Raw genomic sequence first — 17400 nt, 5'->3', positions numbered from 1 at the left:
TGTAGCACGTTCTCGGGGGCGGCGTTCCCGGCATGCGAGCGGCCAACGCCGTTCGCACACCGACACCAGCGCTGCACTGCGCCGACCGGGCGCCGGGCCTGCCCTCGAAGCGTCGCGTGGTGACACCCGCTCGGGCTGAATCGGGGTCCTGCTTGTTCACAGTGCTTGAGGGTTGGGCATCCGGCTGCGGTCTACACACGTCAGGTGCACCGACCTGGGCCGCCGCAACGTTCTTAGGTCGGTCCCGGGTCGGTGCACTCACTATCAGGTCTGAGGAGTTCCGACGTGGGTGGTCACCGCGGTGCTTGATGAGTCCGCGCCGGTTTGGTGGTCGGTGCGGCTGTCCCGGCCGCGGACGGCGTCCGCGGCCATCGTGAACAACGCCTGCGGGTGCACCGGGACACGCTGAGTCCGGAAATCCCCGCCGAGAGCGTCGTCGATGGCTCCTGCGACAGCTGCGCCGACTGCGATCAGTCCGACCTCGCCCATACCCTTAGCTCCGAACGGGTTGTTGGGTGTCGGTGCGTCTTCGGTGATGAAGAAGTCGACGTGGGGGATGTTGCCGGCCGCCGGCAGCAGGTAGTCCATGAAAGACGTCGACAGTGGTTGACCGGTCTCGTCATAGAGGAACTCCTCGAAGAGCGCGCCGCCGATGCCCTGGGCCGCGGCGCCGATGATCTGGCCTTCGGTCGTCAGGTGGTTGATGACCTTGCCCGCCTCTGTGCTGACAAAAAATTTGCGGATGGTGTGTCCGCCCGTGGTGGGGTCCACCTCGAGCTGGATGAGGTTGATTCCGTACGGGTAGTTCATGTGGTCGTCGAGGTAGACCGCGTCCGCGCCCAGCCCGGGTTCTTTCCCAGCTAGGCGGGCTGTGTAGGGGTCCCAGCGGCGGGCGATTTCCGTCAAGGTGATGGATGTGGTCGGTGTGCCTACCACTCTGACGGCTCCCTCGTGGAGCTCCAGATCAGCGATGTCGGCTTCGAGCATCTCGCTTGCGAGCTCAAGCGCCTTGTCTCGGGTCTTGATCGCGGCCGCGCGGGCTGCGCCGCCGGCGAGGACCGTGGAGCGGCTGGACCAGGAACCTACGCCGTCGGGGATCAGATCGGTGTCGCCGTGCAAGACGTCGATGATGTCGGGGTCGATGCTGAGTTCGTCGGCGACGATCTGCGCCAGGATGGTCTCGACACCTTGGCCGACCGATGACGCACCGGTGAGGACGCGGACACGACCGACCTCGTCCACCTCGACTGAGCCGGTCTCGTAGAGACCTAGCCCGGCCTTGTCCATCAGTACACCCATGCCGTTGCCGACGAGGCGACCCTGTGCCCTCAGCTCTTCCGCCTCACGGCGCCAAGAATCGAAGTCGGCAGCAGCCAGCGCCTTCTGAACGTGGTCGAGGACGTCACCGGAATTGAACGAGTACGGCTCGAACGCGATTTCCAGGCCCGGTTCCCACGGGAGGTCCGCGGCAGTGAGGAGGTTCCGCAGGCGAATCTCGGTTTGGTCGATGCTGACTCGGGCCGCGGCAAGATCGAGGAGTCGCTCTCGGGCGAATGTTCCCTCGAATCGGCCGGGCGCGCGGTAGGCAGCGAGCGGTGTCTTGTTGGTCAGAACAGCGTGCAGTGTGGCCGAGAGTGCGGGGATGCGGTACGGACCGACGATCATGCCTGCGGTGATGTCGGAGACCAACGGCTCGGCCTGACGCATGTAAGCGCCGTGGTTGTGCCAGATCTCGTCCTTCATCGCGAGGATGCGGCCTTCTGCGTCGAACGCCCCGGAGATGCGGTGTACCTGTTCCCTCGCGTGGGAGATGCCGACCATATGCTCGACTCGGTCTTCAATCCATTTGACGGGGCGGTCGAGGAGACGGGCCGCGTAAGCGACCAGGATGTACTCGGGGAATGCGCCGCCGCGTACCCCGAAGTTGCCGCCCACGTCGGTGTGCCGCATCCGCATGCTGCTCTGAGGCAGCTGAAGGACCTTGGCGAGCACGCGGCGGGAGTCGTGCACGTGGACTGGGCCCCACATCCACAGCTCGTTGCGGGCTGAGATGGGTTCGACGACGCACCCGCGTGTCTCCATGGGGATACCGGTGTGACGCCCGATGAAGAACTCGCCTGACACGACGTGGGCCGCCGCGGCGAACGCCGCGTCGACGTCGCCGTACTCCTTGACGAAGCTGGCCGGTTCGTTCCCGCCGGGGTGGAGCAGTTGCTGCCCGTTTTCGGCGGCCTTGACGGGGTCGAGCACGACGGGCAGTTCTTCGAGGTTGACCTCGACGAGCTCTGCTGCGTCCTCGGCGGTGTACGGGTCCTCCGCGATGACGACAGCGACGGGTTGGCCCACGTAGAGGACTCGTCCGTCGGCGAGGATCGGATGGCCGAAGTCGTCGATGTCGGGGAACGCGTCGTGATACCCGATCTCTTCGATAGGGATAAGACCGAGGTGTCGTACGTCGTCTCCGGTGAGGACGAGTCGAACGCCGGGCAGCGCCCTCGCCTCGCTGCAGTCAATGCTGGTGATGGTGGCGTGTGCGCTAGACGCTCGAACGACCCTCATCCAGAGCGCGCCAGCCACATCGATGTCGTCGATGAAGGTGCCGCGACCCCTGAGCAGGCGGCGGTCCTCGATGCGGGGCGTGCGGCCACCGACGTGCTTGGCCTCGTGCTCGCTGACCTGACGGGAGGGAGTCATACGTCTGGGGACCTCTCGGTTTTGGGGTTCCAGTCAGTATCCGGCCGGCGGACTGGCCGGCGGCCTCCGGATACCGGAGTGCTGGTGGTGCCTGTCTACCCCAAGTGACAACTGATGTGGCGGCCGAGAAGGGCTCGGTGGGTCGCTGCCCGGCGCTGGCTTGGGTCGGCTTGGTTCGGCGGTGGCGAGCATCGGTGGTGAGGCAACCTGCTGATCGTGCGGATAGCGACAAAGCTGCGGTGAGTTTTGCCGCTTCGGGTCAAGGCTCGTGGCCTCTCGGACCGGATACTGCACTGATCGAACGACCGACGACGGTCGCCTGCATTGCTTGTTCGAATTGACTGTGGAGGCAAAGAAGTGGTCTATGACGTCATCGTGATCGGCGGAGGGTTCGCCGGTCTTCGGACCGCCCGCGACCTGGTAGCGAGTGGCAGCACGGTGCTGCTGCTTGAGGGCGGCGACCGGGTTGGTGGCCGGGCCTACACCCGCCCGTCCGAGCTGTTCGATGGCCTCGAAGTAGAGCTCGGCGGGACCTATCTGCACCGGCATCACCATCCGCGCCTCGCCGCCGAGATCGACCGGTACGGCATGGCAACAGCGCCGGCGCCCCCCATGACCGTCTTCCGTAACCGGTTGGGCCCGGGTGACCACGATTCTGCGTTCCCGGTTCCGATCGAGGAAGCGGAGGCCGCCGAGAACGGGCTGTATCGGATGTTGACCGATGCCCACCGCATCGATGTGACGGCCGGGCTCGAGAATCAGGGCTTGGACGATCTTGACATCCCCCTCGTCGACTATGTCGACGGCCTGGATTTGGGTCCGGTGACGCGTCAGCTGGTCTTGTCGTGGGGCTGGAACATGCTGGGGCATCACCCGTCGCGTTCGTCGGCTCTGTGGGCGTTGCAGATGGTCGCGTCTCACGGTTACAGCGTCTTGGGGGTGGTTCTGTCCCTGGACGAGGTGATGACGAGCGGGATGAGTCGCCTGGCTGAGGCGATGGCGGCTGACATCCCCGAGGTCGTGCTCCGGTCCCCAGTGACGTCGGTTCGGCAGACGGACGACGGCTGCTATGACGTGGTGTCGGTCCGCGACGGTTCGCTGAGTCGAGAGCAGGGCCGTCACGTGGTGGTGGCGACACCTTTCAACACGTGGCGTCGAATCGCGTTCGAACCGGCCCTGCCGCCGGCGCGCGCTGCCGCGGTGACGCAGGGTCACGATTGTCGGGGGCTAAAGCTGTTGATCCATGTCACCGGGGTGCCGGAGGGCCTGTCGTGCACCGGCGACGGTGTGTTCCCCACCCTGTACGACGGCTTGGCTGCCCCCGATGGCGGACGGTTCCTCGTGGCGTTCACGGACTCCGATTCAATCGATCCCCACGACTTGTCGGCCGTCACTCGAGCTGTTCACCACTATGTACCGGAGGCCGTGGTTCACGGTGTCGAGTACTACGACTGGGCCGCCGACCCCCTGTTCGGCGGTCCCTGGGTCTCGCCGTACATCGGGCAGTTCACGAAGATGCACAAAGGCCTGACGGAGCCGCACGGCAACATCGATTTCGTTGGATCGGACGTCTCGTTGCGGTTCCCTGCCTACATCGAGGGCGCGTTCGAGACGGCCGAACGAGCGGTCGAACGCATCATGAAGTCCGGGTACCCGGTCGGGGCCGGGGCCGGAACGGACAGGTGAACGGGTCACCCAAGTCGGGATATCTCCGCACCATGGTGAAATCACGTTGAGTGTCTTGATGGGGGGTCGACGGACCGCTTAGCCACACGCGGACCGCTAAGACCTCACCGCGGTGCGCGACGGGCGTGTAAACCTGTCGTGGCGCCCACGCCGCGACCAGGTGAACGCTCGTACCATCTCGGGGTGGCCCTCGACGACGACCTCCGGTGCCTTGCTGAGGGGGTCCGCACCCGCCTGCCGAGCCTCGTCGACGCCATCGCCCGCCAACTTCGAGACGACATCCCTGAGTTCTACGCACGCGACGACCCCGGCCTGCGGGCTGCCGAAGCAGCAACCATCACAACCTCGGTCCGTGACATCCTCGACGGGCTGGTAGAAGACCGCCCGCCCCCGCGCCAGGCGTCGGATTCCCGCCTGCGCGAGGCCCGCCTCGCGGCTCAGGTCGGCGTCGACCTCAGAGCTCTACTGCGGACCTCCCGCGTCGGGCAGGCCCTCACCTACGACACCATCCTCGACGTCGCCCACGAACTCATCCCCGATCCCGACCGCCGCCTCGCCGTCCTGCGGCACGTCAGCCAATACCACTTCGCCTGGAACGACCGTGTATCGACCTCGATCATCGAAGCCTACGAAGAAGAACACCAGGCGTTCTACATGCGCGGACGCGACCGGAAGAGGCGTGCGCTCGTCCGTGACCTTCTCGCCGGCATCCCCGTCGACGAAGCCGCCCTGGGCTACAGCCTGCGGGCTCGACACCTCGGTCTGATCGCTTGGGGCACCGCGCCCGAGGCAGCTATCAGGGGCATTGCCACGACGCACGGCTACCAAGCCCTCACCGTGACAGGTGCCGGCGACACGGTCGTCAGCTGGCTCGGACGACCCAGCGGTAAGCACACCACCGACCACGAGATCGACACCGCCGAGATCCCGGCCGGGACATTCCTTGCCGTCGGTCGACACGCAGACGGACCCGAAGGCATGCGCCGCACCTTCCGACAAGCCTGGCAGGCGCACCGAGTCGCGCGGGTGCACCTGCAACCCCTGACTCGTTACGCCTCCGTGGCCCTCGAAGCGCTCGTGCTGCGCGACCTACCCTCCGCACGCGACTTCGTCGCCGAACAACTCGGCGCCCTCTACACCGCGGATGACAAGTCTCGAACCCTCCGCGAGACGCTGCGCGCGTACTTCGCCAACGGCCAGAACGCCGCTCTCACAGCATCGTCGATCGGAGTTCACGAACGCACCGTCGCCTACCGCTTGCGGTCGGCCGAGAAGGTGCTCAGACGCCCCATCGCCATGAGCCGCGACGAGCTGTCCATGGCGCTGCGGCTATACGACCTGTTGCAAGAGGACGCGCAGCCTGACCTGTCGCAGCTGCAAACTGAACTGACCAGACCCGTACCTCTGTGACGGTGCCCGGATAGCAAGCAAGCAACGCGGCGCTGTTGTCAGAATCCGCAGTGTTCGTCCGCCAACACTGAGAGGACGCTGGAGCTTCGACACCATCGGCGCTGATCAACCCGCAAGCCGGTGACACGCCACCGCCTCGGCGGCCCACCGCACAGGAGATCCACCGGATGAAGACCCCGTGAAACCCCCCGCCTTCGACTTCGCAGCGCCCACCACGCTGCAGCAAGCCGCAACCCTTCTCGCAGAGGCCGACGACGCGAAGGTGCTCGCGGGCGGTCAGAGCCTGATCCCCCTGCTCAACCTCCGCTTCGCGTCCCCCGCGATGCTCATCGACCTCAACCGCCTACACGAGCTCAACGACATCGAAGTCGGACACGACGAGCTGCGCATCGGCGCGCTCGTCCGCCACACCACGGTCGAACACCACCCCGAGATCGCCCGACGGCATCCGCTACTGACCCAAGCGATGACTCACGTCGCCCACCCACAGATCCGCAATCGCGGCACGATCGGGGGGACCACGGCGCACGCCGACCCGGCAGCCGAAGTCCCCGTGGTGCTGCTCATGAGCGACGCGCGAGTCACCGCCCACTCCACCCGCGGCACCCGAGAAATCGACGTCGACGACCTGTTCGTCTCCATCTTCACCACCAGCCTCGAACCCGACGAGATCCTGACCGAAGTCATCCTCCCCAACCGGCCAGGCACACCCGGCGGGACGACCGGGGCGTCGTTCCAAGAATTTGCGCGCCGACACGGCGACTACGCCATCGGCGGTGCAGCCGCCTGCATCGAGCTCGACAGCGACAAGATCTGTCGCTCAGCCCGCATCGGTCTGCTCGGCGCCGGGATGCGACCCGAAGAATCCAAGCAGGCCGCAGCGCTCATCGAGGGCCAACACATCACAACCGACCTCATCCACGAAGCCGCACACATCGCCACGCGCGACATCGAACCGATGGGCAACGTGCACGGCGACCCCGACTACCGACGACACGTCATTCGCGAGATGACCGAAAGAGCATTACGGGCCGCCACCAACCAAGCAGAGGAGGCGCTGCGATGAAGCACGACATCGAAGTCGAAGTCAACGGCGACGCGTACCGGCGGACGATCGAGCCCAGGATGCTGCTCTCAGACTTCATACGCCGAGAACTGCGCCTCACCGGAACACACGTCGGATGCGAACACGGCGTCTGCGGAGCATGCACCATCCTGTTCGACGGTCAACCGGTGCGGTCCTGCGTCATGCTCGCCGTGCAAGCCGACGGCCACAGTCTCAGCACCGTCGAGAGCCTCGCCGGCGACGGCGAACTGAACCCCCTCCAGCAGGCGTTCAACCGGTGCCACGGTTTGCAGTGCGGGTACTGCACCCCCGGCTTCTTGATGACGCTGCAACCAGTCGTCGACGCTGGCGAGCCAATGGACGACGACGACATCCGTGAAGCCATCTCCGGCAACCTCTGCCGCTGCACCGGCTACCAGCAGATCGTCGATGCCGTCCGCGAGGTCGTCCCGCGCAAAGCTGCGACCGAAGCACTGACCCCGGCCTCAGACGCGCCACGCTCAGCCTGACCCCACCCCAACCTCGTCACTTGCGCGTTCTGGACAACTCCCGACCCTCTTGTACGACGGATGCAGTACAACGCCGCCCCGGCGACTCGCAGACTGCTGTAACCGTCAAAACCCAGGGCCTAAAACCAGGAGGAACAGGATGATCCGGCACATCTTCATGTGGCAAGTCGCCGAAGGAAACGACCCCGCAGAGGTCGTCGCCCTGCTGAACACCCTCAAGGACATGCCGAGCATCCGCAGCTGGGAACTCGGTGCTCACACCGGCGACCCCGGCGACAACGGAACCCCGTGGGACGGCGCCCTCATCAACGACTTCGCCGACTGGGACGGGCTGGAGGAGTACTCCGTCGACCCGTTCCACGCCGAGGTAGTCGCCAAGCTGCTGCCCAAGCTCGCAGCCCGCGCCGTCGTCGACTTCGAACGGGTGGACCAGTGACAGCGACTCAGCCGCGCGCCGACATTCAGGTTGCGTCCAGTCCCTGGGGACCAGACGACCAGCTCGGCGCCCTCAACTTCCTGGAACCAGCCCGCGCGGCCGAAGTGCTCGCACGCGCCGACGGGTCACGGGTGTACGACCTCAGTGTCGACTACTTCGTCGGCATGCCCAGCTTCCAAGCCGCGGGTGACCCGGCCTACCAGCTGTTCATGAGCCACACCCCAGCCGGAACCGCCGTCGACAACCTGAACGGCGCCGGCGCAGGAGTCAACGGGCACGTCTGCTACTCCGGGGACGTTGTGTTCATGTACACCCACACCGGCACCCACATCGACGCCCTCAACCACTTCGGGGTCGACGGCGCGATCTACAACGGGTTCAAGCCCGAACAGCACCTGGGCAGCCGGCACTGGACTCGCGGCGGCGCCGAACAGATCCCGCCGATCGTCACCCGCGGCGTACTCCTAGACGTCGCCGGACTCAAGAACGTCGAGTGCCTGGACCCGTCCTACGCCATCACCGTCGAGGACCTGCAGAACTGCCTCGAACAGGCCGGCACGAGCTTGACCACCGGAGATGTGGCGTTGGTGCGGACCGGCCGCATGGCGTACTGGCCCGACGGGAGCAAGGTCTTGGGCAACCCTCCCGGACTTGGCCTGGACGCGGCCCGCTGGTTGACCAAGCAAAACATCGCCGCGATCGGCGCCGACCAAGAATGCGTCGAGGTCGGACCTTCGGAGCACGTCGACAACTGGCTTCCGGGACACTGTCACTTCCTTGCCGAGGCCGGCGTACCCATGATCGAACTCCTCGACCTCGAATCGCTGGCTCGCGACAAGGTCACCGAGAGCTGCTTCATCGCAGCCCCCATCCGACTGCGCGGCGCCAGCGGCGCCCCGCTGCGTCCGATGGCGATGCCGTTGCGCCAGGCCTCGTGAGCGCTCCTCGAAGCCACGACCCCGCGCAGACCCGGGTCGCGATCGTCGGCGGCTCGATCGGGGGGATGACGGCCGCGGGGTTGTTCCGTGACGCGGGCTACCAGGTCGACGTCTACGAACGGTCCGCAGGTCCCCTGTCCGGGCGAGGCACCGGCATCGTTGTCCAGCCGCAACTTGTCCGGTTTCTACTTGAGAGGACTGCGACCACCCTCGACGAGATCAGCGTCCCGTCCTCGGCGATGAAGTACAGAGACGCAGCCACCGGAGAACTTCTCGGTGCCACCGACGATGCCTGGCGGTTCACGTCCTACAACGCGCTCTACCGTGGCCTGCTCGAACACTTCGGTCTGGACCGCTATCACTTCGGGCACACCCTGGAGCGGATCAACCAAACAGACGACGAGGTCGAACTCAGCTTTCGCGAAGGCAGTACCGCCCGCGCAGACCTCGTTGTCCTGGCCGACGGTGGCGCGTCCACAGGCAGGTCGCTGCTGCTAGGCGTCGAAACCGAATACGCCGGTTACGTGACCTGGCGGGGTCTGAGCGAGCCCGAAGCGCTGTCGGTGTCGACGCGTGAGGTTTTCGATGACAGCTTCACCTACGGTCTGCTCAACGATGGGCACCTCATCGCCTACCCAATCCCGGTCGTGGACGCCGACGGGGGCATCCGGCGGGCTTTGAATTACCAGTGGTACTGGAACGTCGCGGACGGCTCAGAGCTCGACGACGTCATGACCGACCGAGACGGAGTACGCCGACCCACGTCGGTGCACCACCACCAACTCCGTGCTGATCTGCTCGACGAGTTCCGCGGCCGGGCGCAGAGTCGACTGTCCGACGCGTTCACCGAGCTGCTGCTCGCTGCTCCGGACCCGTTTGTCACCATCATCGCCGACACTGACGTGCCCCGCATGCGCGTCGGCCGGTGCGTGCTGATCGGCGACGCCGCGGTGACCCCCCGCCCGCATGCGGCTGCAGGCGGCGCCAAGGCAGCCGCCGACGCGTGGACCCTGGTCGAAGCGTTGAGCGGGTCGGACGCCGACCTGGATGTGACGCTGGACCGTTGGGAAGCGCAGCAGCTGTCAGTCGGCCGTGCCTATCTCGCCAAGGTCCGTCGCATGGCCGACGTGTTGCAGCACGGCGGGCCGTTCGCACCTGGCGACCCGGCCAACCGGTTCGGTCTGCCGGCCGCGACCGCCTTGTAACACCCCACCTCTCCGCCCACACAAAGGACCTTGTCATGCAGCTGACCAACGAGTTCGACGTGTCCGTCCCGATCGATGAGGCCTGGCGGGTCTTGACCGACTTGGAGCGCGTCGGCCCCTGCCTTCCCGGAGCCTCGATCACGGGACGCGACGGCGACGACTTTCAGGGGCAAGCGAAGATCAAGGTCGGCCCGATCACCAGCAATTACAAAGGCACCGCTCGCTGGGTTGAACTGGATGAGGGGCAGTACCGCGCTGTTTTGTCGGCGAAGGGACGCGAGGCACGCGGCGGTGGCGACGCCCAGGCGCTGGTTACAGCGTCACTGTCTGCACAGGGCAACGTCACACACGTCTCGGTGATCACCGAGCTCACGTTGTCAGGCAAGATCGCGCAGTTCGGGCGAGGCGTCATCACGGACGTCAGCTCGGCACTGCTCAAGACGTTCGTGAACCGGCTCGAGGCAATGTTGCAGGAAGAACCCGGCCAGGGCGCAGCTGCGAACCCGTCCGACGACGCCCCGGCCGCCGACAGTGCGGAGCCGGCGGCGACGCGGCTCACGACGGTTCCCGCCACGGAACGCACGGAGCCCTCGCCCGCCGGGTCGAGCCCGTCTCACGGGGTCGCCGCTGCCGCGCCAGCGTCTGACGACGACAACGCGCTGAGCGTCATGCCGCTGGTCCGCAGCGTGGTGGTCGGCCGGTTGACCAAGCCGGTACCGATCTCGTTCGTTGTCATCGCAGCCCTGGTGGGCTACCTGTTCGGGCAGCGGAAGAGGTGAGCGCTGTTTCCCTCGCGACTGTGGATGTGCGGATCGTCCAGGTCTCCTACGGCGACTCGGAATCGCTTGGTGAGCGGGTCGAACGCGTCGGTGACCTTGTGCGCGAGCAGCGAGGCGCCGACTTGGTCGTGCTGCCCGAGTTGTGGGCGCACGGGGGGTTCTCCTACCAGAGTTGGCAGGCCGAAGCCGAGGGTGTAGACGGGGCGACGGTTGAAGCAATGCGGCGGGCTGCGCGCGACGCCGAGGTGGTGCTGCACGCTGGTTCGATCATCGAGCGGGACCCTGTGACCGGCGCCTTGTTCAACACGGCAGTGGTCGTCGACCGGGCCGGTGAAGTTAACGCTACGTACCGAAAGATTCACCGTTTCGGTTTCGATGAAGGTGAACCCCGGCTGTTGAGCGCCGGACATCAGCTCGTGACGCCAGCGCTGCACCTCGCAGATGACGTTGTCATCACCGGCCTGGCAACCTGCTATGACCTGCGCTTCCCCGAGATGTTCCGAATGCTGACCGTCAACGGGGTGAGCCTCGTAATCGTGGCCGCCGCTTGGCCACTGGCGCGCCTGAGCCACTGGCGCCTGCTCGCTCAGGCCCGCGCGGTGGAGAACCAGGTCTTCGTCATCGCCTGCAACACCGCGGGCACGCACGCAGGCGCCGCCATGGGCGGCCACAGCATGATCGTCGACCCGCTGGGTCACGTCGTTGCCGAGGCCGGCGACGGTGAAGAGGTCCTGAGAGCTGACATCGCCCTTGACGCCGTGCAGGCCGCCCGTATGAGCTTCCCCGTCCTGGCCAACCGCCGATTCTGACGAATCGTCGGGGCATGGAAGCCCCTCGGGTACTGACCAGAAGGCCAAGAAGTCGAACCAGGCAGGGCGTCACCGTGTAGCCGCCTGACCAGTCGAGGGCGGACAGGGGCAGGTCGAGGGACGGGCGGCGCCCTCCGGTTTGAACCAAGGTTCCGGCGTTCGTGGTGGTTATCCGTAGGGAGCGTCAGGTTGGCCGGACCTTATGGTTGGCCAACCGCCGCGTCAGCGGGCGCCTGTTCAACGTCACCCAGAGGGGATGCCTCCCGTGAAAGCACCAGTATTTGCCTACGCTGCGCCCGACAGCATCGAGGAGGCATACGGTCTACTGGCGGAGGACGAGGACGCAAAAATCCTGGCCGGCGGCCAGAGCCTGATGCCGCTGTTGGCGCTACGCCTGGCCGCACCGTCCACACTTGTCGACATCTGCAAGATCCCCGGGCTCCGCGACATCGACCTCGTCGACGGCTCGCTCCACCTCGGCTCGATGGTCACCCACAAGGCGATCGAACACTCCTCCACCGTCCGTGCCGCCGCCCCGGCAATCGCGCAAGCAGCCTCCCTGATCGCGCACCCCCAGATCCGGACTCGCGGAACGATCGGCGGTGCAATCGCGCACGCCGACGCCGCCGCCGAATGGCCGGCAGTGATGCTCGCCCTCGACGGGCGCGCGGAAGTGGCCGGCCCAAGCGGCACCCGGTCCATCGCTGCCGACGACCTGTTCCAAGGACCGTTCATGACGTCATTGGACGCCGACGAGGTCATCACCGCCGTGGTGCTACCTGTCGCCGACCGCAACATCTGGGTCGGCGAACACCAACGCCGCCACGGCGACTACGGCCTGTCGATCCTGGCGATGAGCTGGCAGGTCAAAGACGGAGCGTTCACCAACGTCCGCCTGGCGGTCGCAGGCGCAACGGGCAGCGTCAGCCGCGCACCCGCAGCCGAGGCCGCCATGGAGTCCCGGTCGCCTGCGGACTGCAATGCCGCCATCACAGCGATGGCAGACGAACTCACCTTCACATCTGACATTCACGGATCCGCCGACTACCGACGTGACATCACCGCAACGTTGTTCCGGAAGGCGCTCGAAGCCGCCGGGGAAAGGTTGACTTCGGCATGACGAAGCCTGCTGAGCAAATTGCCGTCGACACGGCCGTGAACGGTCGGCGATACCGCCGAACCGTCATGGCACGCATGTCGTTGGCCGACTTCTTGCGTGAAGAGCTCACCCTCACCGGAACCAAACTGGGCTGCGAGCACGGCGTGTGCGGCTCGTGCACCGTGCTCGTCGACAACGAATTAGCCCGCGCCTGCCTGATGCTCGCCGCTCAGGCCGACGGACGCGACATCCGCACCGTCGAGAGCTTGGCGGACGGGCGGGAAATGACCCCGCTCCAAAAAAGCTTCCAGAAGCATCACGCGCTGCAGTGCGGGTTCTGCACGGCCGGGTTCCTCATGAGTTCCACGGCGCTGCTGGAACAGGGGAAACCATCACGACAAGACGTGGTGGACACCTTGTCTGGTCACTACTGCCGGTGCACCGGTTACGCCCCCATCATCGATGCCGTCGTCGAGGTCGCGGAAGGACAGTCGTGAGCTTCGCCCACACACAATCACCGAAGGTCGCAGCCCGCAGCATCGGATCGCGAATCCCCCGTGGTGAAGACCCCAAGCTCTTGACAGGGCGCGGGCAGTACACCGCAGACGTGGTCCTGCCCGGTGTGTTGCACGCCTGCTTCGTCCGCAGCCCCGCCGCACATGCCCGAGTGGTGGCGATCGACACCGAAGCCGCGCTGGCCCTCGACGGTGTTGTGGCGGTGTGGACCGGCGACGACGTCGCCAAGTTCTGCGAGGGCGTCGTCGGTGAACTGGCCATCGACGGTTGCGTCCCGATCATCATGCCATTGCTGGCCCGCGAGGTTGTGCGATACGTGGGTGAGCCGGTGGCGGTCGTCGTCGCCGAGAACCGCTACGTGGCCGAGGACGGTTGCGACCTCGTCGACGTCGAGTACGACACCCTCGAACCGGTCCTGGACCCGCGTACCGCCATCGTGGGCGGTCCAGTAGCCAACGACGGGTTGCCGGACAACATCGCCCTGCAAGGTTCCAAGGTCTTGGGCGACGCCCCCGGCGCGTTCGACGCCGCAGACCGCGTCGTTGAGGCCACTTTCCACACCGGCCGACTGTCGGCCGCGCCCATGGAGACCCGTGGCGTCATCGCGCAGTACGACTGGACCACGCAGGCGCTGCGACTCTGGACCTGTTCGCAGATGCCGCACTACGTCAAATACTGCCTGACCGCCTACCTGGGGTTCCCGGAGAACTCTTGCGAGGTGCTGACCCCAGATACCGGCGGCGGGTTCGGGCAGAAAGCCCACCTGTTCCCCGAGGAGCTGATCCTGCCGCTGCTCGCGCGGGAGCTCGACGCCCCGGTCAAGTGGATCGAGGACCGACGCGAGAACCTCATGACCGCGACGCACGCGCACGAGCAATTCATCGACATCGCGTACGCGTTCGATGCCGACGCCAGGGCGACGGGAGTCCGGATAGTCGCGACAGGCGACGGCGGCGCCTACCACCAGCCGCCGTGGTCAATGGCGGTCGAACCGTGGTGCACTGCGATGGTCACCCCCACCGGTGTATATGACATCCCGGTCGCGGACCTGACCTATCAAGCCGCCGCCACCAACAAGTGCCCCATCGGCGCCTACCGCGGTGTTGGATACATGGCAGGAACCGTTGCCCGGGAATGCCTCATGGACGACGCCGCCCGCGAGTTCGGGCTGTCGCCGTTCGAGATCCGACGCCGCAACGTGGTGAGGGAGTTCCCGTGGACGAACCCGCAGGGGATCGTGTACGAGGAGGGCAGTTGGCGTGAGACCGTCGACACCCTTGAATCGATGGTCGACTACGACAGCTTCCGGAAGCGGCAGGAGACGCTGCGGTCCGAAGGCCGACTGATCGGGCTTGGTCTGAGTGTTTTCGTAGAGAGCAGCGGCGAGAGCACAGCCATGGCGAAAGCGCACGGGATGGGCGACGTCTACCACGACACCGCCACGGTGCGGATGGAACCCAACGGCACCGCCACTGTCACCATCGGTCTGACCACTCAGGGGCAAGGCCACCGCACGACCATGGCCCAGGTCGTAGCCGACACGCTCGGTATCCCCGTCGAGTCGATCACCGTTCGCGCCGCAGAGTCGACCTCCTATGGGTGGGGCAGCGGCACCGTCGGTAGCCGTGGTGCGGTCGTCGCCGGCGGAGCCGTGCTCCGGGCGAGCGACGGCATCCGCACGAAGCTGGTCCAACTGGCAGCCAACATGCTCGAGGCGGACCCAGCCGATATCGAGCTGGCCGATGGCAACGCATCCGTTCGCGGTGTACCCGGCGCATCGGTGTCGATCGTCGACCTCGCGACCGCGGTCTACTTCGACCAGAGCGCGTGGCCCGACGACTTCGACCCGACACTGGAAGTCACGTCTGCCTACGACCCGGCACGTCCCATCTTCAGCAACGGGGGACACGCCATGATTGTCGAGATCGACCCCGACACCGGGTTTGTGTCGGTCGAGCAGGTCTTCTCGGTGGAGGATTGCGGCACAGTCATCAATCCCGACATCGTCGAAGGACAAATCCGCGGCGGCGTGGTCCAGGGGATCGGGGCGGCGCTGCTCGAAAAGTTGGTGTACGACGACGCTGGCCAGCTTCTGACGACGACGTTGCTCGATTACCACATGCCGAGCATGGACTTCTCACCTCCGTTCAAGATCCACCACCTTGAAACGCCGTCGTCGCACACGCCCGGCGGCATCAAGGGCATGGGGGAGTCCGGGCTCATCGCCGCGCCTGCCGCAGTGTTGAACGCCGTCAATGACGCGTTGGCGCACACCGGTGTGGTCTTGCACAGCCTGCCCGTGACATCGGAACAAGTGCTCGCTGCGCTGCGGTCCTGACGAGCCGCATCAGTACGTGTCAGATTGCACCGTTCGGCCGTCTTGAGCGATTCGAACCGAGTCACCCTTTCTGAGCCGAGACAGGCGACGTGCGCGACTCCGCTGAGTCGACGAACTGGCGCAGCCGTGCGTTGAGGCATCGGTGATGGCCACGGCGGACTGCTCCACCTGGACTGGTCCGCCGTGTCATTGTCGGCAACCACTAAAAGTCGACATCGATTGTCCTTGACCTCACTAGTCGGTGTGTCGCGGGCCCCGCAGACTTCGCCACACCCCCGTCGCGTCCATCACACCCGCCGCGGGCCCGCGGCCGGGCCGCCGGGCCACACCTCGACTGACTGGAGTCGCACATGACGACCACGGAGCACGACCCAGAACCTAACCTCCGCACCGGCGCGCTCGGAATCGTGGGTCTCACCGCCGTCGCCGCAGGCGGGGTCGCGCCCGAGTACTCGATCCTGGTCGTCGGCTCGGTGGTGGCGGGCATCGCCGGCGGCGCAACGCCGGCGGCCTTCCTGATCGCCGGCATCGGACTTCTCGGCTTCGGTGTCGTCATGGCTAGCCTGTCGCGGCACGTGGCCGCCGCCGGCGGGCTGTACAGCTTCGCCCGCATGGCCCTCGGACGCGACGTCGGGTACATCACCGGGTGGCTCTACCTCGGCATCGCCGTCGTGGTCGCCCCGGCCACGTTCATCTCCGCCGCGTTCTTGATGCAGAACTTCTTCGCCGCGGTCGCACCAGGCGTCACGTGGCTGTCCTCCAACTGGGTGTGGTGGGCGATCATCATCACCCCCCTCACGCTGTTCGCGGCTTACCGCGGCGTCACCGTCTCTGTCCGACTCCTCCTGACCTTGACCGCCGTCGGGATCGTCTCGATCCTCATTCTCGACATCGCAGTCCTTGCGCAGGGCGGCGCCAACGGCATCGTGTGGTCAGCGCTGTCACCGTTCAACCTCCACGGCACCTCAGTGTCGAACCTCCTCCTCGCTGTCGGCCTTGCCGTGACCTCGCTAGCCGGCTCGGAAGGTGCGGTGTTCATGGCCGAGGAGGCACGCGACCCGCACCGAACCGTGCCTAAGGCCGTGATGATCACCATCGCAGGCATCGTCGTGTTCTACCTGTTCACGTCGCTGGCGTTCACCTCCGGCCTCGGCACGGACGGCACGTCCCAGTGGGGGCTTCTCGGCGCCGGGGTAGTGCAGACCCTCGCCGACAAGTACGTCGCTTCCGGATTCGGGTACTTCCTCCTCGCAGTGGTTGCAGTCGCAGGGATCACCGCAGGGCTCGCGTTCTCCAACTACGTCGCCCGTCTGATCTTCGAGTGGGGACGCGACCGGCACCTGCCGCGCGCCTTTGCACTGACCCACCACAAGTTTCAGACCCCCTATGTGGCTCTCATAGCCCTGGGTGTGTTGTCCGCAATCGGCTTCCTGGCGGGTTGGCTGTGGCAAGGCGGCTCTGCAACCGGTGGCCTGACCGCGTTCAGCTGGATGTACGAGGTCGACGCCGTGCTGATCGCGCTCATCTACCCGATCGTCGCCATCGCTGCTGCAGTCATCGGACACCGGACGAAAGCCGGTGTTCTGGTGCGATACGTCGCGCCGCTCCTGGTCGTCGCATTGATCGGCATCTCCATCAAGGCACAATTCTTCCCCTTCCCCGCCAGCCCCTTCAACATCGCAGTCATCAGTGCGATCGGCTGGATCCTCGCCGGTATTATCATCCGCGCCGTCACCCGTACCCGACACGACCGCAACGAAGAGTTCGGGGAAGAGCAGAAGGCCATCCGCGACGCAGGCGGATCCGGCGAAGTTCGTCTGCCAGCCTGACCTACCCCGCTTGCACAGACCGGCCCACGTGCTGGCCTTCCTGCCTAGCAACCATTCAGGCAGGAAGGCCGCCGGCGCCCAACCCT

14 protein-coding genes are annotated in these 17400 nt (G+C 66.0%); 13 read left to right on the top strand and 1 reads right to left on the bottom strand.

The features are described from left to right. Positions 1 to 264 precede the first annotated feature (264 nt). Positions 265 to 2694 carry a xanthine dehydrogenase family protein molybdopterin-binding subunit gene (locus tag ACXR2U_RS00835; protein WP_458823006.1) on the bottom strand — a complete coding sequence of 810 codons (2430 nt, stop codon included), beginning with the start codon at positions 2692 to 2694 and terminating at the stop codon, positions 265 to 267. Between the two features lie 357 nt (positions 2695 to 3051). Between ACXR2U_RS00835 and ACXR2U_RS00830 the strand changes: the two genes are divergently transcribed. The 13 genes from ACXR2U_RS00830 (at position 3052) to ACXR2U_RS00770 (ending at position 17314) form a co-directional block, all read left to right on the top strand. Continuing rightward, on the top strand, positions 3052 to 4380 hold the full coding sequence (locus ACXR2U_RS00830; protein WP_458823005.1) for a flavin monoamine oxidase family protein: 1329 nt from the start codon (positions 3052 to 3054) through the stop codon (positions 4378 to 4380). 183 nt (positions 4381 to 4563) lie between these two features. Next, complete coding sequence (locus tag ACXR2U_RS00825; protein ID WP_458823004.1) at positions 4564 to 5790, top strand: PucR family transcriptional regulator; 1227 nt, start codon at positions 4564 to 4566, stop codon at positions 5788 to 5790. Positions 5791 to 5968: 178 nt separating this feature from the next. After that, complete coding sequence (locus tag ACXR2U_RS00820; RefSeq protein WP_458823003.1) at positions 5969 to 6856, top strand: FAD binding domain-containing protein; 888 nt, start codon at positions 5969 to 5971, stop codon at positions 6854 to 6856. After that, positions 6853 to 7365: a (2Fe-2S)-binding protein gene (locus ACXR2U_RS00815; protein WP_458823002.1), complete on the top strand. Its 513-nt coding sequence runs from the start codon at positions 6853 to 6855 to the stop codon at positions 7363 to 7365. Before ACXR2U_RS00820 ends, ACXR2U_RS00815 begins: the two co-directional genes overlap by 4 nt. Positions 7366 to 7504: 139 nt before the next feature. After that, positions 7505 to 7801: a Dabb family protein gene (locus tag ACXR2U_RS00810; RefSeq protein ID WP_458823001.1), complete on the top strand. Its 297-nt coding sequence runs from the start codon at positions 7505 to 7507 to the stop codon at positions 7799 to 7801. Next, the gene (locus ACXR2U_RS00805) at positions 7798 to 8739 is read left to right on the top strand and encodes a cyclase family protein (RefSeq protein WP_458823000.1); all 942 of its coding nucleotides are present in this window, start codon (positions 7798 to 7800) and stop codon (positions 8737 to 8739) included. Before ACXR2U_RS00810 ends, ACXR2U_RS00805 begins: the two co-directional genes overlap by 4 nt. Beyond that, on the top strand, positions 8736 to 9944 hold the full coding sequence (locus tag ACXR2U_RS00800) for an FAD binding domain-containing protein (RefSeq protein ID WP_458822999.1): 1209 nt from the start codon (positions 8736 to 8738) through the stop codon (positions 9942 to 9944). Before ACXR2U_RS00805 ends, ACXR2U_RS00800 begins: the two co-directional genes overlap by 4 nt. Before the next feature lie 35 nt (positions 9945 to 9979). Next, positions 9980 to 10723: an SRPBCC family protein gene (locus ACXR2U_RS00795; protein WP_458822998.1), complete on the top strand. Its 744-nt coding sequence runs from the start codon at positions 9980 to 9982 to the stop codon at positions 10721 to 10723. Positions 10724 to 10743: 20 nt separating this feature from the next. Then, on the top strand, positions 10744 to 11532 hold the full coding sequence (locus ACXR2U_RS00790) for a carbon-nitrogen family hydrolase (RefSeq protein WP_458822997.1): 789 nt from the start codon (positions 10744 to 10746) through the stop codon (positions 11530 to 11532). 265 nt (positions 11533 to 11797) lie between these two features. Further along, positions 11798 to 12652, top strand: coding sequence for an FAD binding domain-containing protein (locus ACXR2U_RS00785; protein ID WP_458822996.1), 855 nt, complete (start codon positions 11798 to 11800; stop codon positions 12650 to 12652). Continuing rightward, complete coding sequence (locus ACXR2U_RS00780; RefSeq protein ID WP_458822995.1) at positions 12649 to 13128, top strand: (2Fe-2S)-binding protein; 480 nt, start codon at positions 12649 to 12651, stop codon at positions 13126 to 13128. Before ACXR2U_RS00785 ends, ACXR2U_RS00780 begins: the two co-directional genes overlap by 4 nt. Next, complete coding sequence (locus tag ACXR2U_RS00775; protein ID WP_458822994.1) at positions 13068 to 15485, top strand: xanthine dehydrogenase family protein molybdopterin-binding subunit; 2418 nt, start codon at positions 13068 to 13070, stop codon at positions 15483 to 15485. Before ACXR2U_RS00780 ends, ACXR2U_RS00775 begins: the two co-directional genes overlap by 61 nt. Before the next feature lie 350 nt (positions 15486 to 15835). After that, complete coding sequence (locus ACXR2U_RS00770) at positions 15836 to 17314, top strand: APC family permease (protein WP_458822993.1); 1479 nt, start codon at positions 15836 to 15838, stop codon at positions 17312 to 17314. The last annotated feature ends 86 nt before the right edge of the window (positions 17315 to 17400 follow it).

Source organism: Jatrophihabitans sp. YIM 134969, assembly GCF_054456675.1.
This window is presented reverse-complemented; position numbering and strand designations above follow the sequence as displayed.